This window comes from Proteus sp. MB838 (assembly GCF_054767435.1).
Genome location: NZ_BAABMO010000019.1, coordinates 48,622 through 68,626, shown reverse-complemented (window position 1 = coordinate 68,626; position 20,005 = coordinate 48,622). Strand labels below are relative to the sequence as shown.

The following is a 20,005-nucleotide window of genomic DNA, read 5'->3' as shown; positions in this document are numbered from 1 at the left end:
GGGGGTTCTTTGGTCGCCGAGTTATTTCGCGGGGAGTTGTGGTGGCGCACCAATATCCATTATCCGCCAGTACATTGAGCAACAGGAAACACCTAGTTAGTTAAAAAACCGCGCCTTATATCCCCGACCTGAAGGACGGGGTTTTACGGTGCTTTGGATAACAATAGCAATAACTTACTAACAAAAAAGCATACATTAAGTTGTGATCATGAATTTTTGGCTATTTTTACTCCATTATAGGTAAGAGCGACTATAATTTAACTTAAAAAATAAATTTCAGTTATGAACATCTCGGGGACAATGTTGCCCGTTCCCCTATCGCAAAAACAAAGTCTGCTTATTGATATTATGTTAATCACAGCATTTTCTACTGTGTAGCATAGTGCTCAATAGTTATTCACTACTGAAATAACCATAGTTAGCATTTTTTATTTTATCTGAGTTTTACATGGGTCAATATGAGGGATACTCGTCTTAGCGATTGCTCTCTAATTTAAAAAACATTGAACATGTTGAGGCTAATGACACTTATCTATCTTTATTGATTATTTCCATACTTTTTCTTCACCAGATCCTGACCAATAAAGCTAAATAAGTTGTATTTATTTTTACAACCTACAACCAATCTAAATAGTCTACATCAAGCTTATACAAAGAAGATCTACCAAAATAACACAGAAACACTCAGTTACATTATAAAACTAAATCAAATTGCTATTTTTATAAAAATTCAATAAATTTTAGCGAATTTAGCGCTTAGATACGTTAAACTAATACTCTGCTGTACCACTCGCCCCCCGATACATGTAGTTTAATAACAAGAAGGAGAATTGATGCCGCATTCAACCCCCCTCATTACCACCATTGTTGGTGGATTAGCACTTGCTTACATCTTAGGCATGATTGCTCAACGGCTAAAAATCTCACCTTTAGTAGGATATCTTGCTGCGGGTGTGCTCGCTGGCCCATTTACCCCCGGCTTTGTTGCTGATACCTCTTTGGCGCCTGAGCTTGCTGAAATCGGTGTTATCTTACTGATGTTTGGCGTAGGTTTACATTTTTCTTTAAAAGATCTAATGGCTGTAAAAGCTATCGCGATCCCCGGTGCCATAGCACAAATTACCGTTGCTACCTTATTAGGGTTAGGGTTATCCACTTTCTTTGGCTGGGGTCTATTTAGTGGCATTGTCTTTGGATTATGCCTTTCAACGGCAAGTACTGTGGTATTGCTACGCGCACTCGAAGAAAGAGGTTTAATTGATAGCCAACGCGGTCAAATCGCTATTGGTTGGTTAATTGTCGAAGATCTCGCTATGGTATTAGCCTTAGTATTACTACCAGCTATTGCCAATATGCTTGAAAGTAGTGACCAAACAAGTATTTCACAGTTATTAATTAACTTAGGTATCACTATTGGTAAAGTAGTTGCCTTTATTTTAATTATGATGATTGTCGGTCGTAAGCTTATTCCGTGGATCTTAGCTAAAACGGCTGCCACTGGCTCTCGTGAGCTTTTTACCCTATGTGTGTTAGCACTAGCTTTAGGTATCGCTTACGCAGCAGTGACGCTATTTGATGCTTCTTTCGCATTAGGCGCTTTCTTTGCCGGTATGGTACTTAATGAGTCTGACCTCAGCCACCGAGCAGCACAAGATACTTTACCTCTACGTGATGCCTTCGCCGTTCTGTTCTTTGTCTCTGTCGGCATGCTATTTGATCCTATGGTATTAATTGAGCATCCTCTAGGCATTTTAGCCACACTTGCGATCATTATTATAGGTAAATCCTTAGCAGCCCTAGTGCTCGTTCGTATGTTTGGGCATTCACGCAGAACCGCATTAACCATTTCAGCCAGTCTTGCGCAAATTGGTGAATTTGCCTTTATTTTAGCTGGAATGGGGGTTGCACTAAATGTTTTAGAGCCAGATGCACGTAACTTGGTTCTTGCCGGCGCCTTAGTCTCTATTATGCTTAATCCTGTTCTCTTCTCTTTGTTAGACCGTTATCTAGCAAAAACAGAAACCAAAGAAGAGCAAGAGCAACTTCAACAAGAAGAGATGGAAGAAGAGATGCCTGTGCCTGTCGATATTTGTGGGCATGCCATTATCGTCGGTTATGGTCGTGCAGGTAGTATGCTAGCTGAAAAGCTACAACCACAAGCTATCCCATTGGTCATTATTGAAAATAGCCGTAATAAATTTGCTGAGTTAAAAGAAAAAGGCTTAAACGCCGTACTCGGTAATGCTATGACCAAAGAATCGCTGGCATTAGCGCGTGTTGATTGTGCTAAATCGCTACTACTAACCATTCCTAACGGTTATGAAGCAGCAGATATCGCAGAAACAGCAAGAAAAATGAACCCTGATCTTAATATTATCGTTCGTGCTCATTTTGACGATATTATTGTTCGTGCTAACTATGATGAAGAAGCTTCCTTTATTCTTGAGAAAGGGGCAAATCATGTGATAATCGATGAAGATCAGACCGCTTCAGCAATGGCTGAGATGCTAATACAAGAAGTCGAGTTCGGTTGCGCCATTGATGACACACCTGAAGAGGGTCAACAAATTATTGCGCCCAATGCAGCGCAATAATAGAGATTTATTTTTAAAATAAAGGATTAACAAACTAAAAAAGCAACACCTTTATCGCGTGTTGCTTTTTATTTTCTTTCTTTCACAAAAGAAGAGCGCGACGACTTAACTTAACGTTCCCAGTAAGCTTCTTCTAAGCTATCTTCTTTCTCAGGCAAACCGCGAGTCAAACGTGGTGAGTGTTGGCTTAATACTTGATAGCTTACACGGTTAGCATATTTACACACTTGCGCCAATGAAGAGTAAGTCAAATAACTACGTGGGTGTTTACTCGAATTAGGTACATTAATGCGATGATAACTATTTGCCGTAATATCATGTAATAGTGCAGATAATGCCGCATCGCCAGCACCATTGGTATTCATGATTTTTTCCGGCCCTCCCATATAAGGCTCTATATGCGAATAGACTTTTTCCGGCGTTTGGCAATCTTTAAAACGCATAGCACGGCTAAACTCGTAACGATTAAATTCAGCAATTGCACCAGGAAGTAACGGATGAGTGGTTTGGCGTTTAAAATCACTCTCTGTAAAGCCTGCCATATACAATCCTGCAGGGCCTGCGGTACATAAGACTAAATCAACCCACTCTAAAGCCGCATCTGATGCTAACAATGGATCAGCATGACCTGTAAGCTCTAGGGCTTCATCTTCATTCATTGCCACTACCGAGACATGCTCTTTTAAGAAATCTCTCCACCACTGAGGATCGTCGGCAATCACGTATTTAGTACCTAATGTTAAGACAACCGGTACATCATGCTTTTTGGCATATTCTATCGCTTTCATAGTTGCCAACGGCATTGGCTCTCCCGGTTTGCAACGGACGAGATAAGCAGTTAAAACTAATGCCGATGCATCTGCAATCACATCCTCAGGAATACTTTCGGGCTGAAGTTGATTCATTTGACCAGGACTGATAGCAAAAGTACGTTCACCATTTTCAGTAATGAGGGTAAAGCAACGCCCTATTGCACCATCAACACCTTGTAAATAGTTTAAATCAGTACGGCTTGAGGTATTACATAAGTAGCGATAAGCATAACTACCAATCTGAATATTGTTACACATAGTCCCCAATAAAACAGAACGATCATCCGCTAATACGGAGTAGTTATGTAGTGTGTTACCAATAGTGCCACCCGCAAATTCATGGGTAATAAGATTATTAACCGTTAATTCGCGATAAAGGGCTTCCGCTACATCATCTTCAATAACCAGAGAGTGTCCCTGACTCAAGTTATAGCGATTGATAAACGCTTCATCTACCTTAGCTTCAATATCAACTAATGTTTGGTCGATGCCAACAATATAAGCTCGAAAAGATTCGCTCTCAGTCATATTGATGATAGGTTTTAATAATGGATCTCGTAAACTAACGGGAAAATAGTGTTTGGATTTTCTTTTGCCAGGGAATTTCATTGTGAACGATGCTACAAGCTAAAAAAGATGCGCAATGTTAACACAATATTAGTGGAGAGACAGTAGGTGTACGTCTGTACACCTACTTTTATTTGTGGATATTTACGCTGTTTTACGGCGATTTCTTGCCATATAGCCCAGTAAAACACCCATTACAGAAAGGATAAAACCAACAAATGCGGCACCGACTAAGATTAATGCACGTTTAGGCGCATCTTTCTTAGTTGGTTCATAAGGTTTTAGCATATATTTGAAAGGAACAAATTGCAGATCACCCAATTTTATTTGTTCTAACTGCTGAATATTATATAAGCGATTTTTTAATTCAGAACTGACCGTTGTAGGATCAGTAATCGCTTCTGTTATCGCTAATTTGCTACTAAGTGCATCAGCCCCCATGGCAATGGAGTAATCAGGATCATCTTTAATTTGTGCACCTTCACTAGAAATAGGCTTTTTAACCCCAGCAGCATTGGCAATTTCTAGTGCATATTTTAAGCGCTGAACATTAACATTACGCGCATTAGCAATACGCTCTAAATCCATTTGATACGCTTTTTGCGCATGGTTTAATTTACGCTCAATTTGATCATCAATTTCGTCTTTCACTTCTACCCGTACTTTAGTAGAAATAAAGCGAATATAACCTGACAGCAAATCGTAAGCTTCTTCAGAAGTTGGCGCAGTAAAGCTTAAGTTAATTTCGCCACTAAATTCTTCATCACTATTTTTACTGTCTGATGCTTTTAAATTAATATCTTTAGTAACAATAGTTTCGATTAATTTACGTTTATCCAATGGCGTAGGATCGTCCATCTTAGCCAATAAGTTTTTATAGTAATCCGTATTGACTAAATATTCTTCACGTAATACACGGGAATTGTAGTTATTGATAAATTTTTGGTAAACAGAAGAAGCATTTACGCCAGTATCAACATCAACCAAGCTTAAATCATTTAAGGTAGCTCTTAACTGCTTCATCTCATCTAACATTGGTTTTGTAATAGCAGCTTGGCTTGTCCATTTCTGGGGCAGAAAGCTCGCAACAGTAAAACCTACGATAGCAAATAAAAGTGTGATCCCAATAATGACAAATTTTGATTTATAAAGAACAGAGAATAACTCAAACAGATCGATTTCATCGTTCTGTTTTAGATAAAAATCGTCGAAATGCCCTTTATCAACTTCTGAAGATTGTGGTTTTGAAAGCTTACTATTCATTTTCCTGCCTAAATTTGTGTAATGCAGCGTCCGTTTATCAGCCATTTTAGTGCACAAGACTAAAATGGTTAAAAAATGAGAAAAGATAAGTTTATATATAACTGAAATATGATCAAATGAATATATCACCTAATCCGATAATCGTATTTAGTGAGCTTATCTATTATTTTTCACATATGTCGCGGATTATAGCTTCAAGTAAGTCAATATGCTCAACTTTATCATTCAAAGCAGGAATGTATTCATACTGTTTTCCACCACCATGTATAAAGAACTCACGGTTCTGTTCATTAATTTCTTCTAATGTTTCTAAACAGTCTGATGAAAATCCGGGACAAATAACCTGTACATGTTCAACCCCTTCACTACCCAGTTTTTCCATCGTTTTATCAGTATAAGGTGATAACCAAGGCTCACGACCAAAACGTGACTGGAAAGTCATCATCACTTTTTCTGCTGGATAATCAAGTTGCTGTTTTAATTTTTCTACTGTAAGGCAACATTCATCAAAATAGATATCCCCAGTTTTAACAAATCGTTCAGGAATGCCATGAAATGAAAGTACTAAACGATCCGGCTTACCATGTTGCTTGAAACTCTCGTCAATGCTATTTACCAGCGCTTTAATATAAAGTGGATGTTGAGCATAACTACGAACAAAATGCAGTGAAGGAATAGTTCGCATCGTTTTAAACAGTTGGCTAATACCATCAAATACCGCCCCCGATGTCGAACAAGAGTATTGTGGATAAAGAGGTAATACAATTAGCTTTTCAACACCCTGTGCCAATAATCGCGTCAGTCCTTCGTTGAGGGAAGGATTGCCGTAACACATACCTAGTTCAACAGGTATATGCGCAAAACGTTGTGCTAACGCTTTTTGCTGTGCACGGCTATAGACTAAAAGAGGAGAGCCGTCTGGCAACCAAATTTGTTGGTATAATTTGGCCACTTTAGGTGAGCGAAATGGCAAAATAACCCCATGAAGAATGGGTTTCCAAATCCACGGGGAAACATCAACAACGCGAGGATCGCTAAGAAACTGAGCTAAATAGCGCTTCACTGCATCTGGTTGAGGTGCATCAGGGGTGCCAAGATTGACCAAAAGAACGCCGTATTTAGCATCATTCATACCAAGACTCCTTAGAGCTGTTTTATTAACATAACCAAAAGTAAAAGAGTAAAGGAAAATAGTGAACTCTGTTTGTCAATTAATCGGATTGTATTCTTTTTATAAATATTTTGTAAAAAAAATCCCGGTCTAACCGGGATTGCTCTTCGGTGTTATAGATTAACCGAGGATGTTTTTCAGTTCAGCATTAATTTCGCTTACTTTCTGTGTACCATCAATTTTGTGGTACTGCGCGTTACCCGCTTTAGCTTCATTTTGGTAATAAGAAACTAAAGGTGCTGTTTGAGAATGATATTCGATTAAACGTTTACGCACTGTTTCTTCTTGGTCATCTTTACGAGTTGTTAACTCTTCACCTGTCACATCGTCACGGTTTTCAACTTTAGGTGGATTAAATTTAATGTGATAAACACGACCTGATGGCGCGTGCACTCGACGACCAACAATACGTTCAACAATAATTTCATCAGGTACAGCAAATTCCAGTACGAAATCAACATTGATACCCGCTTCTTTCATTGCATCAGCTTGTGGAATTGTTCTTGGGAACCCATCCAACAAGAAACCATTACGGCAATCGTCTTGTTTGATACGCTCTTTCACTAATGCTATTACTAATTCATCAGTCACTAATTGACCGTTATCCATCAATGCTTTTGCTTTCAGTCCTAATTCCGTACCTGCGCTAACCGCAGCACGTAACATATCACCGGTTGAAATCTGTGGGATACCATAGTTTTCTTTAATGAATTGAGCCTGAGTGCCTTTACCAGCGCCTGGAGCGCCTAGTAGAATGATACGCATCGCGTAAATCCCCTTGCATTTAATTTTTTATAGTTAAACTCGAAAACGCATTACCATACCATTTTGTGAGGTCATCGCTCAAGAAATCACGTTATCGATTGCACTTTATTTTTATCGCAAAAGAAAAAAACCACGCTCTCTTGCGCAAAGAACGTGGTTTAAATGATTGAAAACGAATATGGTTACGCGTTTTTAGCCAATAGTTGATTCACTAAACGAATAAACTGGTTTGGATCTTCTAAAGTTCCTCTTTCAGCAAATAACGCTTGATCAAGTAATAAATTGATCCAGTCCGCGAACTGTGTTTCATCGGTCAACTCAGCCGTTTGTTTGACTAATGGATGGTTAGGGTTTAACTCAAAGTTGTATTTAACTTCGGGGACTTGTTGACCTGCAGCCGCAAAAAGTTTTGCCATTTGCGTACTCATTTCATCCGCACCAGTAGTAACAATAGCAGGCGTGTCCGTTAAACGATGAGTTAATTTCACCTCTTTAACTTTATCACCTAGTAAGGTTTTTACACGCTCAACAAAAGGTGCCAGTTGTTTATCTGTCTCCTCCTGCTGCGCTTGTTTCTCTTCATCAGCCAGTTTATCTAAAGATTCATCTGCTTTGCTCACAGATTGGAATGATTTACCATCGAATTCAGTGAGATAGTTCATCATCCACTCATCAATGCGATCGGATAGCAGTAGAACTTCAATACCTTTTTTACGGAATAATTCTAGATGAGGGCTATTTTTGGCCGCAGCATAGCTATCTGCAGTGATGTAATAGATTTTATCCTGACCTTCAACCATACGACTCACGTAATCTGCCAATGAAACAGTTTGTGCATCGCTGTCATTATGAGTAGAAGCAAAGCGCAGTAATTTAGCAATGGCTTCAATATTAGCGTGATCTTCTGCAGGACCTTCTTTTAACACTAAACCGAACTCTTTCCAGAAAGTTTGATACTCTTCAGGATTATTGTCAGCCAGTTTCTGTAACATTTGTAATGCACGTTTAGTTAATGCGCTACGTAAATTACGTGTCACAGAGCTATCTTGTAAGATCTCACGAGAAACGTTCAACGGTAAATCGTTAGAATCGACTAATCCGCGGATAAAACGCAAATAGTTAGGCATAAACTGTTCAGCTTCGTCCATAATAAAGACGCGCTGTACATACAGTTTTAAACCATGTTGATGTTCACGGTTCCATAAATCCCAAGGTGCTTTAGAAGGAACATACAGCAGGCTGGTGTACTCTTGTTTACCTTCAACCCGGTTATGTGCCCAGCACAGCGGATCAGCAAAATCATGAGAAAGATGCTTATAAAATTCTTTATATTCATCATCACTGATTTCTGACTTATTACGCGTCCATAACGCTTGGGCTTTATTTATTTTTTCCCATGTAACAGTGCCGTCTTCTTCATTTTTAGTTTCTATTTCGACAGGTAGGGAAATATGATCAGAGTATTTGCTGATAATACTACGCAGACGCCAATCATCTAAATATTCGTCTTCACCTTCACGTAGATGCAGGGTAATTTCGGTACCACGATCCGCTTTTTCAATATCAGCAACCGTATAATCACCTTCACCTTGTGACTCCCAGAAAACACCTTTATCAGCAGGTTGCCCCGCGGCACGGGTACGTACCGTCACTTTGTCTGCCACAATAAATGCGGAATAAAAACCGACACCAAACTGACCAATTAATTGGCTATCTTTCGCTTGGTCTTGTCCAATAGACTCTAAAAATGCTTTAGTCCCTGATTTCGCAATAGTCCCTAAATTATCAATCACTTCATCGCGGGTCATACCTATGCCGTTATCACTGATAGTCAGTGTTCTTTTTTCTTTATCAGTGGCAATGCGGACATGAAGTTCACCCTCATTTTCATAAAGAGCTGCATCGGATAATGCACGAAAACGTAACTTATCCGCCGCATCCGATGCATTAGAAATCAATTCGCGAAGGAAAATTTCTTTATTAGAGTAAAGAGAATGGATCATTAATTGTAGAAGTTGCTTAACTTCAGACTGAAATCCTCTCGTTTCCTGATCTTTCATACTCATTTTTACCTCAATTTATCCTAATTTGGCGAAAAAAATCGATATGACTTAAAAGGTGGGGATAGTTAAGCAAGTTTCAAGGGAGCAGAGCTTAATAACATTAATAAAAATACTGAAATGCCATATAAAGAGGAAAAATCAATTACATAACAGCTAGGAATAACCGCCAAGGCAAGCATGATATAAAGCCATTGGCGGTATGTAGATCACCGCGATAAATGGTTATCACCATCATGGGCTAAAATCGCTTGTGCACCTAAATTCGCCTCTTCAATAGCATGTTTTATGGAATCGGCATGAGCAAGCACCACGCCTAAACGACGATGTCCTGCGATTTCAGGTTTAGCAAATAAACGAATTTGTCGATTTGCCTTAAGCGCTTTTTCTAACCCCGTATAGACAATATTAGTACTAGACAACTCAGGTAAAATCACCGCGGAAGCACAAGCACCTAATTGGCGAATACCACCGATGGGATAGCCTAAAAAAGCACGCACATGGAGCGCAAATTCTGATAAATCTTGTGAAATTAAGGTAACAAGCCCTGTATCATGAGGACGCGGTGATACTTCATTAAAAAACACCTCATCACCTTGGATAAATAGTTCCACACCAAATAACCCATAACCGCCCAAATTCTCCACTACTTTACTAGCGATATGTTGTGCTTTGGCAAGGGCAATATCACTCATTTTTTGTGGTTGCCATGACGCACGATAATCGCCTTTTTCTTGCCGATGACCAATAGGCTCGCAAAAATGAATACCATCAATAGCACGAATCGTGAGTAATGTTATCTCAAAATCAAACGGGATCATCTTTTCAACAATCACGCGCCCTTGCCCTGCTCTTCCCCCTTCTTGAGAATAAGTCCATGCACTAGTGAGATCTTGCTCTGAACGAATAACACTTTGTCCTTTTCCAGATGAGCTCATCACCGGTTTTACAATGCAAGGAAAACCAATCTCAACTGCCGCTTTTCTAAAAGCCGCTTCATCATCAACAAATTGATAAGGAGAAGTCAGTAAGTGTAATGTTTCTGCAGCGAGACGGCGTATTCCTTCCCTATCCATAGTGAGTTTTACTGCACGGGCACAAGGTACAACTTTTTGACCATTATTTTCTAATTCGACTAATAATGAAGTAGCAATAGCTTCAATTTCAGGCACCAAAAAATCGGGTTTCTCTTGAGTTATAATCTGTTTTAATGCCTGGCTATCAAGCATATTGACGACATAATGGCGATGAGCAACATGCATTGCCGGCGCATTGGCATAGCGATCAACCGCAATAGTCTCAATGCCAAGACGTTGGCATTCAATGATCACCTCTTTACCTAATTCGCCTGCACCTAATAACATCACTTTTGTGGCATTAGTGGTCAGAGCCGTTCCCAAAATGGTCATTTTCGATCCTTATCTCAGTCAGATAATACGCATTACGCAAACGTTTGCATTTAGTGGTAGCATAACGGAATTTAACAAAGAGAAAAATAGCCATAGTAAAATTTAAATACTTTATATTTTTTGGCTATGCTGACCTTTATGAATTTTTAAGGCATTAAGGCGCTTTCTAATCAGCGCAAAAATACAACACAATAGCCCTAACCAAATCAATGAAAAACTTACTCCTTTCACAGCATCAAATGCTTCATGGAATAGGAATACGGCCAGTAAAAACTGCATTGTCGGTTCAATATACTGTGCTAAACCAATAACGGTTAAGGTGGTTCTTTTGATTGCTGCGGTAAAAAACAGTAAAGGGAGAATAGTCACTGGGGCGGTTAAAATATAATAGAAACGAGTTAAATTGTCTGCAGAAGAAAACGCACTTTCATCTCGCATAATCAGCCAAATCATCGCCCCTATAGCGACCGGAATTAGCCACAAAGTTTCAATAAATAATGAAGTTATGACATCAAAACGAATAAATTTACGAATGAGTCCATAAATCGCAAATGCTCCTCCCATCACGAGTGCCAGTATGGGTAATTGACCATACATCCATAATTGATATCCCACTCCTGCACAAATTAATATTACCGCCCATTTTTCAGCAGGATTTAATTTCTCTTTAAGAAAGATAACGCCCAATACAATAGAAAAAAGTGGATTAATAAAATACCCCAGACTGGCGGCTAAGACTTGTTGATGCGTAAGTGCATAAGTAAAGGTGCACCAAGAGACTGCCATTGCTAATGAACTAAATAAACACATAAAAATAGAGCGTCTATCTTGGAGAACAGCACGCCAGCGAGTTCTATTTTTAATAAATAATCGAACCAGTAATAACAGGGGAATAGACCAAATAAGACGTTGTGCAAGTAACTCTAATGGTTGAGCACCGGGTAATAGCCGATAAAAAAGAGGGGTTATTCCCCATAAAATATAGGAGCAAATGGCTAATAACACACCTGACTGAGCCCACATATGACTTTCCACCAATAGCGTTAAAGAGACCTTACTATCATACGCCGAAAACGAATCAAACAATATGATCATATCCGCTACTTATCAGCGTCAAAGTAAGCGATTATCAAAATAAACCACTGAGTAAAACATAAAAAAAATCTCTATAAATAAAGTTGTATAAACCTTATTTATAGAGATCACAAAAAGACCAGAGCAAAGGGGAAAATAGGACTTACAAGCAAATAAACAAATAATCCATTAAAAAATATCTCGTACATGTAACGGCGGTTGTTTACTGACAAATTCACGCAATACTTTTCGGCTCGGTGCTGCAGCAATAGTGCCCTTTTTAGTGGTTGCTAATGCGCCACAGGCCGCGGCTTGCGTAATAATTTTTAATAAATATTGTTCATCATCAGCAAAACCATATTCTGCAACTGCGGCTAATAATCCTGACATAAAGGCATCACCTGCCCCTGTGGTATCAACACAATTGACGGTAAAGGCACTCAAGGCAACTTGTGTTGTAGGCGTCAACACTAAACATCCTTTAGAGCCTTGGGTGATCACTTTTAAACGAGCAGGATAATCAGCTAATTTTTTTAATGCATTTTCTAAGGTAATTTCCTGAGTCATCCAAGTCAGTTCATCTTCAGATAATTTCAAAATATCTGCTTTATGAGCATATTCATCGATGATCGCACGCATTTCTTCATGATCACGCCACATTTGGGGGCGTAAATTAATATCGAAACTCAGTAAAGAGTCGCTATTTTTTACTTTACTAATAGCACTATCTAGCGTCGAGCGACAAATTGGGTTAACTAAAGCAAGTGAACAAAAATGTAAAATGTCTTTTTCAAATACAGGCAGTGATTTATTGGTAAGAAATTGATCAGCAGAGTCCGCAACTAAAAAAGTAAAATCTCGTTCGCCATTTTCTTGCAACGAAACTAAGACTGTACTGGTACGATGTAACTCATCAAATTCCATTGTGCTGGTATCTACACCGAGATCAAATAACGTTTTTTGCATAAAGTGACCAAATGCATCTTCACCGACCCGACCAATAAAGCCACTTTGCTGTCCTAATTTTGCAACACCTGCAGCGACATTCACTGGTGCTCCACCAGCACATGCTTCATATTGCATATTTTGCAGTGGAATTAGGTCAACAACCGCATCACCTAAAGACCAGACTTTCATAATCTCTCCTGAAGATAAGCCACTATTTTTATTCACTATATTGTATTTTTATCAGTATTAATAACTAAAAAAATAAAGATATTGCTCGAAAAAACATCCTGATAACGTTAACATAATGGTGTACAATAATAAAGATAAATTCAAACAACACGCTTTTTAACCCTAAATGTTATCGCTAATAAGGGTGACATATAGCTTACAGAATAACTGATAAAATCAGGATAATGAGATGAAGCAACGTTTAGAACAATCGACAACTGCCCTAAATGCCTTACAAAAAAAACGTGGAGAGCAATTTTATCCTCAATTCCATTTAGCCGCTCCTGCGGGATGGCTTAATGATCCTAATGGCCTTGTTTATCATAACGGCTTATATCATGCATTTTATCAACATCATCCTTTTTCTGAACTTTGGGGGCCGATGCATTGGGGACATGCTACCAGCAAAGATATGATCCACTGGCAACATCAGCCAATCGCCCTTGCTCCGGGCAATGAGTATGATAAAAGTGGTTGTTTTTCCGGATCAGCGGTAAGTCATGAAGGTAAATTATACCTCTTTTATACCGGCCATAACTGGTTAGCAGAAGAAGGCGATGACAGCCAAATTTACCAAGCACAATGTGTGGCAGTCAGTGAAGATGGGATCCATTTTGAAAAGAAAGGCATTATCTTACCGCCACCACAAGGATATATGCACTTTCGTGATCCAAAGGTTTGGTTTCAAGAAGGGAAATGGTGGATGGTAGTCGGTGCCCGCGATGAAAAAGACCAAGGCCAAGTGTTACTTTTCTCCAATGACACCCTATTTGAAGAAGGGAAACAATGGCGTTCGGAGTACAAGGTATTAGGCAAAACCGATGATAAAAACGTCTACATGTGGGAATGCCCTGACTTTTTTCCTATCAGTGATGATAACGAATTTGCTCTTATTTTTTCACCACAAGGAAAACGCGCTGAAGGTTATCAATACCGTAATCTGTTTCAAACCGGTGCACTGATCGGTCAGTGGTCACCAAAACAACCTTTTATCATACATGGTCATTTTACTGAGCTTGATAATGGTCATGACTATTATGCTCCACAATCTTTTGTTACTGCTGATGGTCGCCGTGTTTCTATGGGATGGATGGATATGTGGAACTCCCCTATGCCTTCGCAACAGGAGTTTTGGGCTGGTTGTTTCACGCTTCCTCGTGAAATTAACTTTGATAAAAGGGCAAACCGTTTACGTATGACCCCGATAAAAGAAGTTGAAAGTCTCAGACAAACAAGAAATACGATAGAGATGACCACACTCAATAACCAAGCGCTTAAATTACTCGATAAGACACCGGCTATTGAGTTAAATTTAACCTGGTCATTAGATAGCCAAGCGGAAAAATTTGGATTATGGCTAGGAAAAGGTTTAGAGGTATTTGTCGATAATCAATCAAATCGCTTTGTGATCCGTCGCCATTATCCACAATATAATATCAGTGGATCACGTAGCACACCGTTGCCAGTAGGAAGCGAAATTAACTTACGTATATTTATTGATCGCTCATCAATAGAGGTTTTTATCAATCACGGAGAGCTGACCTTTAGTAGCCGTTATTATGCAGATGAAAATGATCGCGATTTATCGCTATTTGCCACAGATGGCAGTGCCACATTAATCGCCGGTGAATATTGGACACTATCAACGATAAGTTGAGCGTTGTAATGTTTCTATACTCTCTAACGGAAAGAGAGTCTCGTTACAGAGACTCTCGTTCAATTAACTGACAGGGGACTTGTACTGTTTTATTATGATTACGCTCTTGAATAATATGTAATGTTGCTTCTTTACCTAAGTCATAATGTGGCAACTGTACTGTGGTGAGTGGCGGATAGAATAACTCCCCCGTTCCTATCATATTGTCATAGCCTAATACAGCCACTTGCTCAGGAATACGTAATCCCATCGACAGTAAAACTTGATAAGCCAAAAATGCGATACGATCATTACCACAGATTAAAATATCAAAATCTGCTTTTTGCTGACGACAGTGTTGTTGTAACAATCCAATCACATCACGGTAATGTTCATCGCCAAATAACATTGTGTATTGACGCAATGATGACAAAGGTAAGCCGGCATCTTGCCAAGCATCTTCGACCGCTTTACGGCGAATAGGGCCTGCAACGGTATCTTCGGGTAGATAAAAACATAACGGATGCCGATAACCTTTTTCAATCACGTGTTTTATCGCAAAATATTGTCCGTGATAATCATCAGGAATATAGGTTGGAAAAGTTTGATCTTTAGCTAGGCAGTTGGCAAGTACCACATTTTTATCACGTAGCTTTTCATGTACCGTGATTTCTCGCAATCCCATTGTGGTATAGATGATACCATCTGGACGTTGAGCTAACAGTTGCCAAATGGCTTGATCATACCCCTCTTGTTCAGTGAGGTTTACAACAAATGAACTCCAGCCAAACTGACGAGCGGTACGCTCGATGGATAAAATCATTTCCACGGAAAAAGGAGTCGTTGCGGTATCAATACCAAGCACACCGATCGATGAGACCTTAGTCCCTTGACCTCGAATTTTTCGCGCTGAAAAATCGGGCACATAATTCAGTTCTTCGATTGCACGTTGGACTTGTTTCAACGTATCTGGTTTTAATAACTCAGGGTTATTAATCGCTCTTGAGACTGTCATCAAAGAAACAGATGCAAGTCGAGCAACATCTTTCAGTGACGCCATAATATTGGCTCGATTGGGTTGTTAAGTAAGGTAATTATAAATAATGCTCTATTTTACAATAAGTAAAGAGAGAAATCCACATTCTCAAGACCATACAAATATAAGTATGACAAATTATTTTAGTTAATAAACTAATCAAAAAACAATTATCAATATTAATTATACTCACACTAGATGTTTAATATAGTTAAAAACACTTACGATAAAAAACTTAGTTACAATTAATAACAGTTATATGAACTTCGTTTATAGAAGAAAAATATCTTTAACGATAAAATAGAAATATTGAAACAAAACAAAGTTCTGATATTTTATCTATAATATAATGAAAAAGTATTAATACTTTTTTATTTAATATATCCTTATTATGGCTCCGTTACGTGAATACTACTCTACATAGAAAATTTATAAATTAGTCAAATTTCGTTACTCATTTACTCTTGATTAAGAGAGGAATAAAATTGGGAGCAACATATGGAATCGATAATCCATCTGATCACTTTCGAAGATGACAGCACAAAAGTTCAACTTAAAGCAGTGCTTTCTTCTTTAGCGGCAAATGTGAAAACCTATTCAAATGAACAGGCATTTTTAAAGTACTATTTTTCATCAACTAAAGGGGCTCATAAAGAGTGCATCATAATTAACACTAAAAGTAGTGCATCGCCATCAATTGCGTTGGTAAAAGAGTTAAACAAATTAAAGAATATCATTCCTGTTATAATTATTTCGGGAGATGCATCGATAGAAAGTTGCCGTAACGCATTTAAAGCGGGGGCTTTCGAATATTTAACTCGCCCTTTAAACGTCAATGAGCTTCTTAATATTGTGTCAGAATCTTTTTTACACTATGAAAGTGAGGTTGAGCAATTCAGAACCTATATTTCTTTAAAAGATAAGTTTAGTAAACTATCAAATAGAGAAAAAGAGGTAATGGAGATGATCCTTGACGGTAACACCAGTAAAGAAGCAGCCGAAAAGCTCTCTTTATCACCAAGAACAGTGGAAGTTCATCGTTCGAATATGTATACAAAACTAAAAATAAGATCACTACCACAACTAGTACAAGAATATGATTTCTTTAAAAAATATGACTTAAGAGCCAATTAAATTTAGCCCGTATATCTTCTTTATCATTAGATGATATCCAGCGCTTGTATAACAGCTTAATCGACTTTCGTTTCATTATTATTTATTAATGAGAGTAAACTGTATTGTAAAAATATTCTATTTTTGATGAATAAGTATTGAATATGGAAATAATAAATATACTAAGCTCCATTCTGCAACAGAAGGGAAGGCTATCCTATTTTGACGCCTCCCTTTCATAAGTCATACAAATACTCCAACCTCTAACCTGAACAATTAGTATATTTTATTTTTATAATCGCCATTATTAATAACGCCCTCCCTATTCATTGTTAATAATGGCGAAACGATAAAATAAATACTATTTAATTTGACATAAATCATTTTTCACCTCTTACAGACATAACTACTATTGACAATCAATTTCTGATTTACTGTCTTATTTTTTAACTAAAAATATTACTGATTAAAAAAGAACAAAAAAGGAATCGCTGTCTCTTTTTTATGTCTAGATAAAGTACAGTAATTGTCTAGTGACTTTAAATTAATCTATATTTACCTTATAGAAAAAATAATTAAAATAACAAAAAAATCATAAACAACCTCATAAAATAGCTGATGGATGTCATAACTCTGGTTCTTTTTAGTCTATTATTTAGAAATTAATTCTCTTTATTGTTGAGCTATTTTAATATATAACAAATTTTTTCTACTCACCCACATCATAATAGGAATATCATTTTAGGAAAAAATGATTACGTAAAAACAACTAAACAAAAATAAGTATTAACACCTAAAGAATAAGTATTTTTTGTCGATTGAATATTTATCCTAGCTTAATCAATGAGCCTACTTTTTTATTCACTTATAAAATTTATTAGATAATCTTATAATTTGATCTTCATTTTCTTTTTACTTAAACGTATTATGCTAATACCTTGTGTACTCACTAATATTTTTTTGTAAAAAAAATGAATAATGAAGAAAAAAATCGTCGTCCTATAAAAGCAAGACAAACCAACTGGGCAACTCGCTGTAGTCGCTGGCTGCAAAGCAAAGGCGCTACCCCCAATGGGATCTCTTTATTTAGTATCCTATTCGCTGCTATCTCCGGTTTGTTTCTCTACTTTGCTCTCGCTCACTCCCAAGGCCTACTTCAATCAATCCTTCTTATTTTAGGTGCATTAGCTATCCAGGGTAGACTTATCTGTAACCTACTCGATGGTATGGTCGCAGTTGAAGGCGGATTAAAAAGTCCTGCTGGTGCCGTTTATAACGAACTACCAGACCGAATAGCTGATACATTGATTATTATTGGTGTAGGTTATGGTTTATCCATCACTTTTCCTATCGCTATTACCTTAGGCTGGGTAGCTACTTTCTTTGCGGTAATGACAGCTTATATCCGTGTATTAGGTGGTAGTTGTGGGTTAGAGCAGCGTTTTACGGGGCCAATGGCCAAGCAACATAGAATGGCATTATTAACCGGTATTGCCATTATCTCTGCATTTATTCCCGCTGAATGGGGAGCATGGCTCTGTTTAGTCTCCCTGTGGATCATTATCTTCGGCTCTGTACTTACTACCATTTTGAGAACTCGCCAAATTTTACGCGATTTAACACAAGGAGTTGATGAATGAAAAATGGCAAACTCTCTTTCGATGCAAAAATCATATCATCAGTCTTAGTCTCTATCTGCCGTTTTTTAACCGGGATCAGAGCCAAACAAATATCTCCGATTGAGAAAGATAAACCTTGTATTTATTATGCAAATCACTCAAGTCATCTAGATGGTTTAGTTATTTGGTCTTCACTTGCCCCCCATATTCGCCCATTTGTGCACCCTGTTGCTGCAGAAGATTATTGGAATAAAAACCGTTTACGTCGTTATCTTTCTCGTCGTATCTTTCGTGCAGTTTTGATCCCACGCCACGCGAATAAAACAAATGTTACTGAAGGAAATGGTGAAACAACAACTGCACCTCAGAAAGTAAATGCTCTTACACTGATGCAGGCTGTTTTAGATAAAGGTGAATCGCTAATTATTTTTCCTGAAGGGACTAGAGGTAACGGTGAGTCTATTCAGGATTTTAAAGCCGGTCTTTGGCATTTGTCCCGTAACAATCCACAGGCTCAATTAGTCCCTATCTATCTTGAAAACTTAAACCGCGTACTTCCTAAAGGCTCTCGGCTTGTTGTTCCTATCATTTGTAGTGCCACATTTGGCCCGCCTATTGAACCGACACATGAAAATGAAGATAAGACTGAATTTCTATTAAGAGCCAAAAGTGCGTTAGAGGAGTTACATCATGGATAGTATCAACAATGAAATTCTCTGGATCTTTATCGGGCTATTCTCCTTTTTAATTATTGCCAGTATTATTGGTGCGATCCTTGCGGCACTCAAAGGTCCTACCTCAACCATTACCAATCTTAATTCTCGAATTAAAGCTTGGTGGATCATGTGTATCATTTCTGCCGTCGCTATTAGTATTGGAACAATAGGCTCAGTTATCCTCTTCGCCTTAATTTCATGGCTTGCATTACGTGAATTGGTTACATTAACCCCGACTCATCGAGGTGATCACGAAGCACTTTTTTGGTGTTTCTTTGTCGTGCTGCCTATCCAATATATTCTCGTCGGTGTGCAATGGTATAATTTGCTAGCCATCTTTATTCCGGTTTATGCCTTCTTATTAATTCCAACACGTATGGCGCTTTCCGGAGATACTCATCACTTTCTCGAGCGCATGGCAAAAGTGCAATGGAGTGTCATGATAGCTATCTATTGCCTTAGCTACGCTCCAGCATTATTAATGTTACCGATAGAAGGCTTTGAAGGACGTAATATTAACTTATTACTGTTTTTGATGATCGTGGTACAGACTTCTGATGTTTTACAATATGTGTTTGGTAAACTATTTGGCAAACATCCTATCGTACCGAAATTAAGTCCTAATAAAACCATCGAAGGTTTCTTTGGCGGCATTATTTCAGCAAGCCTTATAGGGATGATGTTATGGTGGGCAACACCTTTCACATGGTGGGCTGCTTTTTTACTCTCTTTAGTCATCACACTCGCAGGCTTTGCTGGCGGTTTATGTATGTCAGCCATAAAAAGAGACAGTGGCGTAAAAGATTTCGGTACTATGATTGAAGGCCACGGCGGTATGATGGATAGAATGGATTCCCTGTGCTTTGCCGCCCCTATTTTCTTCCACGTTATTCGCTATTTCTACGTGTAATTCCCTTTTGAATAAATGCTGGTAATCTGCAAAATTATTACCAGCATTTCTATAAATAAATCATCGAGTTATTATCGTCAATGT

At 38.2% G+C, this 20,005-nt stretch carries 16 protein-coding genes; 7 read left to right on the top strand and 9 right to left on the bottom strand.

Annotated elements, in window-relative coordinates:
* Together ACYUCW_RS10180 and ybaL are read left to right on the top strand one after the other, a co-directional pair.
* Positions 1-100, top strand: a 100-nt coding sequence (locus ACYUCW_RS10180; protein WP_185159308.1) for a transposase, incomplete at its 5' end; no start/stop codon positions are given.
* 733 nt (positions 101-833) lie between these two features.
* The gene (ybaL, locus tag ACYUCW_RS10175) at positions 834-2,594 is read left to right on the top strand and encodes a YbaL family putative K(+) efflux transporter (RefSeq protein WP_004244273.1); all 1,761 of its coding nucleotides are present in this window, start codon (positions 834-836) and stop codon (positions 2,592-2,594) included.
* Positions 2,595-2,704: 110 nt separating this feature from the next.
* Here ybaL and ACYUCW_RS10170 read toward each other — a convergent pair whose 3' ends face one another.
* From ACYUCW_RS10170 to ACYUCW_RS10135, 8 genes are all read right to left on the bottom strand, one after another.
* Complete coding sequence (locus ACYUCW_RS10170; protein WP_049210145.1) at positions 2,705-4,015, bottom strand: inosine/guanosine kinase; 1,311 nt, start codon at positions 4,013-4,015, stop codon at positions 2,705-2,707.
* A 102-nt stretch (positions 4,016-4,117) separates the two neighbouring features.
* A complete protein-coding gene (gene wzz(fepE) / locus ACYUCW_RS10165) occupies positions 4,118-5,236 on the bottom strand; it encodes an LPS O-antigen length regulator Wzz(fepE) (RefSeq protein WP_004248652.1) in 1,119 nt (372 codons plus the stop codon).
* A 163-nt stretch (positions 5,237-5,399) separates the two neighbouring features.
* Positions 5,400-6,368: a ferrochelatase gene (hemH, locus tag ACYUCW_RS10160; RefSeq protein ID WP_036970440.1), complete on the bottom strand. Its 969-nt coding sequence runs from the start codon at positions 6,366-6,368 to the stop codon at positions 5,400-5,402.
* 159 nt (positions 6,369-6,527) lie between these two features.
* Positions 6,528-7,172, bottom strand: coding sequence for an adenylate kinase (adk, locus tag ACYUCW_RS10155; protein WP_004244278.1), 645 nt, complete (start codon positions 7,170-7,172; stop codon positions 6,528-6,530).
* 182 nt (positions 7,173-7,354) lie between these two features.
* Positions 7,355-9,238 carry a molecular chaperone HtpG gene (gene htpG, locus ACYUCW_RS10150; protein WP_004244279.1) on the bottom strand — a complete coding sequence of 628 codons (1,884 nt, stop codon included), beginning with the start codon at positions 9,236-9,238 and terminating at the stop codon, positions 7,355-7,357.
* A gap of 203 nt (positions 9,239-9,441) precedes the next feature.
* On the bottom strand, positions 9,442-10,641 hold the full coding sequence (purT, locus tag ACYUCW_RS10145) for a formate-dependent phosphoribosylglycinamide formyltransferase (RefSeq protein WP_036895519.1): 1,200 nt from the start codon (positions 10,639-10,641) through the stop codon (positions 9,442-9,444).
* 111 nt (positions 10,642-10,752) lie between these two features.
* The gene (gene rarD, locus ACYUCW_RS10140; RefSeq protein WP_004248658.1) at positions 10,753-11,664 is read right to left on the bottom strand and encodes an EamA family transporter RarD; all 912 of its coding nucleotides are present in this window, start codon (positions 11,662-11,664) and stop codon (positions 10,753-10,755) included.
* Positions 11,665-11,904: 240 nt separating this feature from the next.
* Positions 11,905-12,852 carry an aminoimidazole riboside kinase gene (locus ACYUCW_RS10135; RefSeq protein WP_460408526.1) on the bottom strand — a complete coding sequence of 316 codons (948 nt, stop codon included), beginning with the start codon at positions 12,850-12,852 and terminating at the stop codon, positions 11,905-11,907.
* 229 nt (positions 12,853-13,081) lie between these two features.
* Here ACYUCW_RS10135 and ACYUCW_RS10130 point away from each other — a divergent pair, with 229 nt between their 5' ends.
* The gene (locus ACYUCW_RS10130) at positions 13,082-14,548 is read left to right on the top strand and encodes a glycoside hydrolase family 32 protein (protein ID WP_460408525.1); all 1,467 of its coding nucleotides are present in this window, start codon (positions 13,082-13,084) and stop codon (positions 14,546-14,548) included.
* 43 nt (positions 14,549-14,591) lie between these two features.
* Here ACYUCW_RS10130 and ACYUCW_RS10125 read toward each other — a convergent pair whose 3' ends face one another.
* Positions 14,592-15,587: a LacI family DNA-binding transcriptional regulator gene (locus ACYUCW_RS10125; RefSeq protein ID WP_004244288.1), complete on the bottom strand. Its 996-nt coding sequence runs from the start codon at positions 15,585-15,587 to the stop codon at positions 14,592-14,594.
* 474 nt (positions 15,588-16,061) lie between these two features.
* On the opposite strand from ACYUCW_RS10125, the gene ACYUCW_RS10120 reads away from it, so the two are divergent.
* The 4 genes from ACYUCW_RS10120 to ACYUCW_RS10105 all read left to right on the top strand — a co-directional run bounded on the left by ACYUCW_RS10120 (position 16,062) and on the right by ACYUCW_RS10105 (position 19,921).
* Positions 16,062-16,697: a response regulator transcription factor gene (locus tag ACYUCW_RS10120; protein WP_004244289.1), complete on the top strand. Its 636-nt coding sequence runs from the start codon at positions 16,062-16,064 to the stop codon at positions 16,695-16,697.
* A 950-nt stretch (positions 16,698-17,647) separates the two neighbouring features.
* Positions 17,648-18,316 (top strand): CDP-alcohol phosphatidyltransferase family protein, encoded by a 669-nt coding sequence (locus tag ACYUCW_RS10115; protein ID WP_460408523.1) that lies wholly within the window; start codon positions 17,648-17,650, stop codon positions 18,314-18,316.
* Entirely contained in the window at positions 18,313-18,993 is a 681-nt protein-coding gene (locus ACYUCW_RS10110; protein ID WP_004250285.1) for a lysophospholipid acyltransferase family protein, read from the top strand. The genes ACYUCW_RS10115 and ACYUCW_RS10110 overlap by 4 nt, the downstream gene beginning before the upstream one ends.
* Positions 18,986-19,921, top strand: a complete 936-nt coding sequence (locus ACYUCW_RS10105; protein WP_004244293.1) for a phosphatidate cytidylyltransferase — start codon at positions 18,986-18,988, stop codon at positions 19,919-19,921. Before ACYUCW_RS10110 ends, ACYUCW_RS10105 begins: the two co-directional genes overlap by 8 nt.
* Positions 19,922-20,005: the final 84 nt, after the last annotated feature.

Coding starts and splice junctions, on each gene's coding strand:
- ACYUCW_RS10125 (WP_004244288.1), bottom strand. CDS start 15,587: ATGGCGTCACTGAAAGATGTTGCTCGACTTGCATCTGTTTCTTTGATG.
- ACYUCW_RS10135 (WP_460408526.1), bottom strand. CDS start 12,852: ATGAAAGTCTGGTCTTTAGGTGATGCGGTTGTTGACCTAATTCCACTG.
- htpG (WP_004244279.1), bottom strand. CDS start 9,238: ATGAGTATGAAAGATCAGGAAACGAGAGGATTTCAGTCTGAAGTTAAG.
- ACYUCW_RS10115 (WP_460408523.1), top strand. CDS start 17,648: ATGAATAATGAAGAAAAAAATCGTCGTCCTATAAAAGCAAGACAAACC.
- hemH (WP_036970440.1), bottom strand. CDS start 6,368: ATGAATGATGCTAAATACGGCGTTCTTTTGGTCAATCTTGGCACCCCT.
- adk (WP_004244278.1), bottom strand. CDS start 7,172: ATGCGTATCATTCTACTAGGCGCTCCAGGCGCTGGTAAAGGCACTCAG.
- ACYUCW_RS10130 (WP_460408525.1), top strand. CDS start 13,082: ATGAAGCAACGTTTAGAACAATCGACAACTGCCCTAAATGCCTTACAA.
- ACYUCW_RS10120 (WP_004244289.1), top strand. CDS start 16,062: ATGGAATCGATAATCCATCTGATCACTTTCGAAGATGACAGCACAAAA.
- purT (WP_036895519.1), bottom strand. CDS start 10,641: ATGACCATTTTGGGAACGGCTCTGACCACTAATGCCACAAAAGTGATG.
- ACYUCW_RS10105 (WP_004244293.1), top strand. CDS start 18,986: ATGGATAGTATCAACAATGAAATTCTCTGGATCTTTATCGGGCTATTC.
- ACYUCW_RS10110 (WP_004250285.1), top strand. CDS start 18,313: ATGAAAAATGGCAAACTCTCTTTCGATGCAAAAATCATATCATCAGTC.
- ACYUCW_RS10170 (WP_049210145.1), bottom strand. CDS start 4,015: ATGAAATTCCCTGGCAAAAGAAAATCCAAACACTATTTTCCCGTTAGT.
- rarD (WP_004248658.1), bottom strand. CDS start 11,664: ATGTGGGCTCAGTCAGGTGTGTTATTAGCCATTTGCTCCTATATTTTA.
- ybaL (WP_004244273.1), top strand. CDS start 834: ATGCCGCATTCAACCCCCCTCATTACCACCATTGTTGGTGGATTAGCA.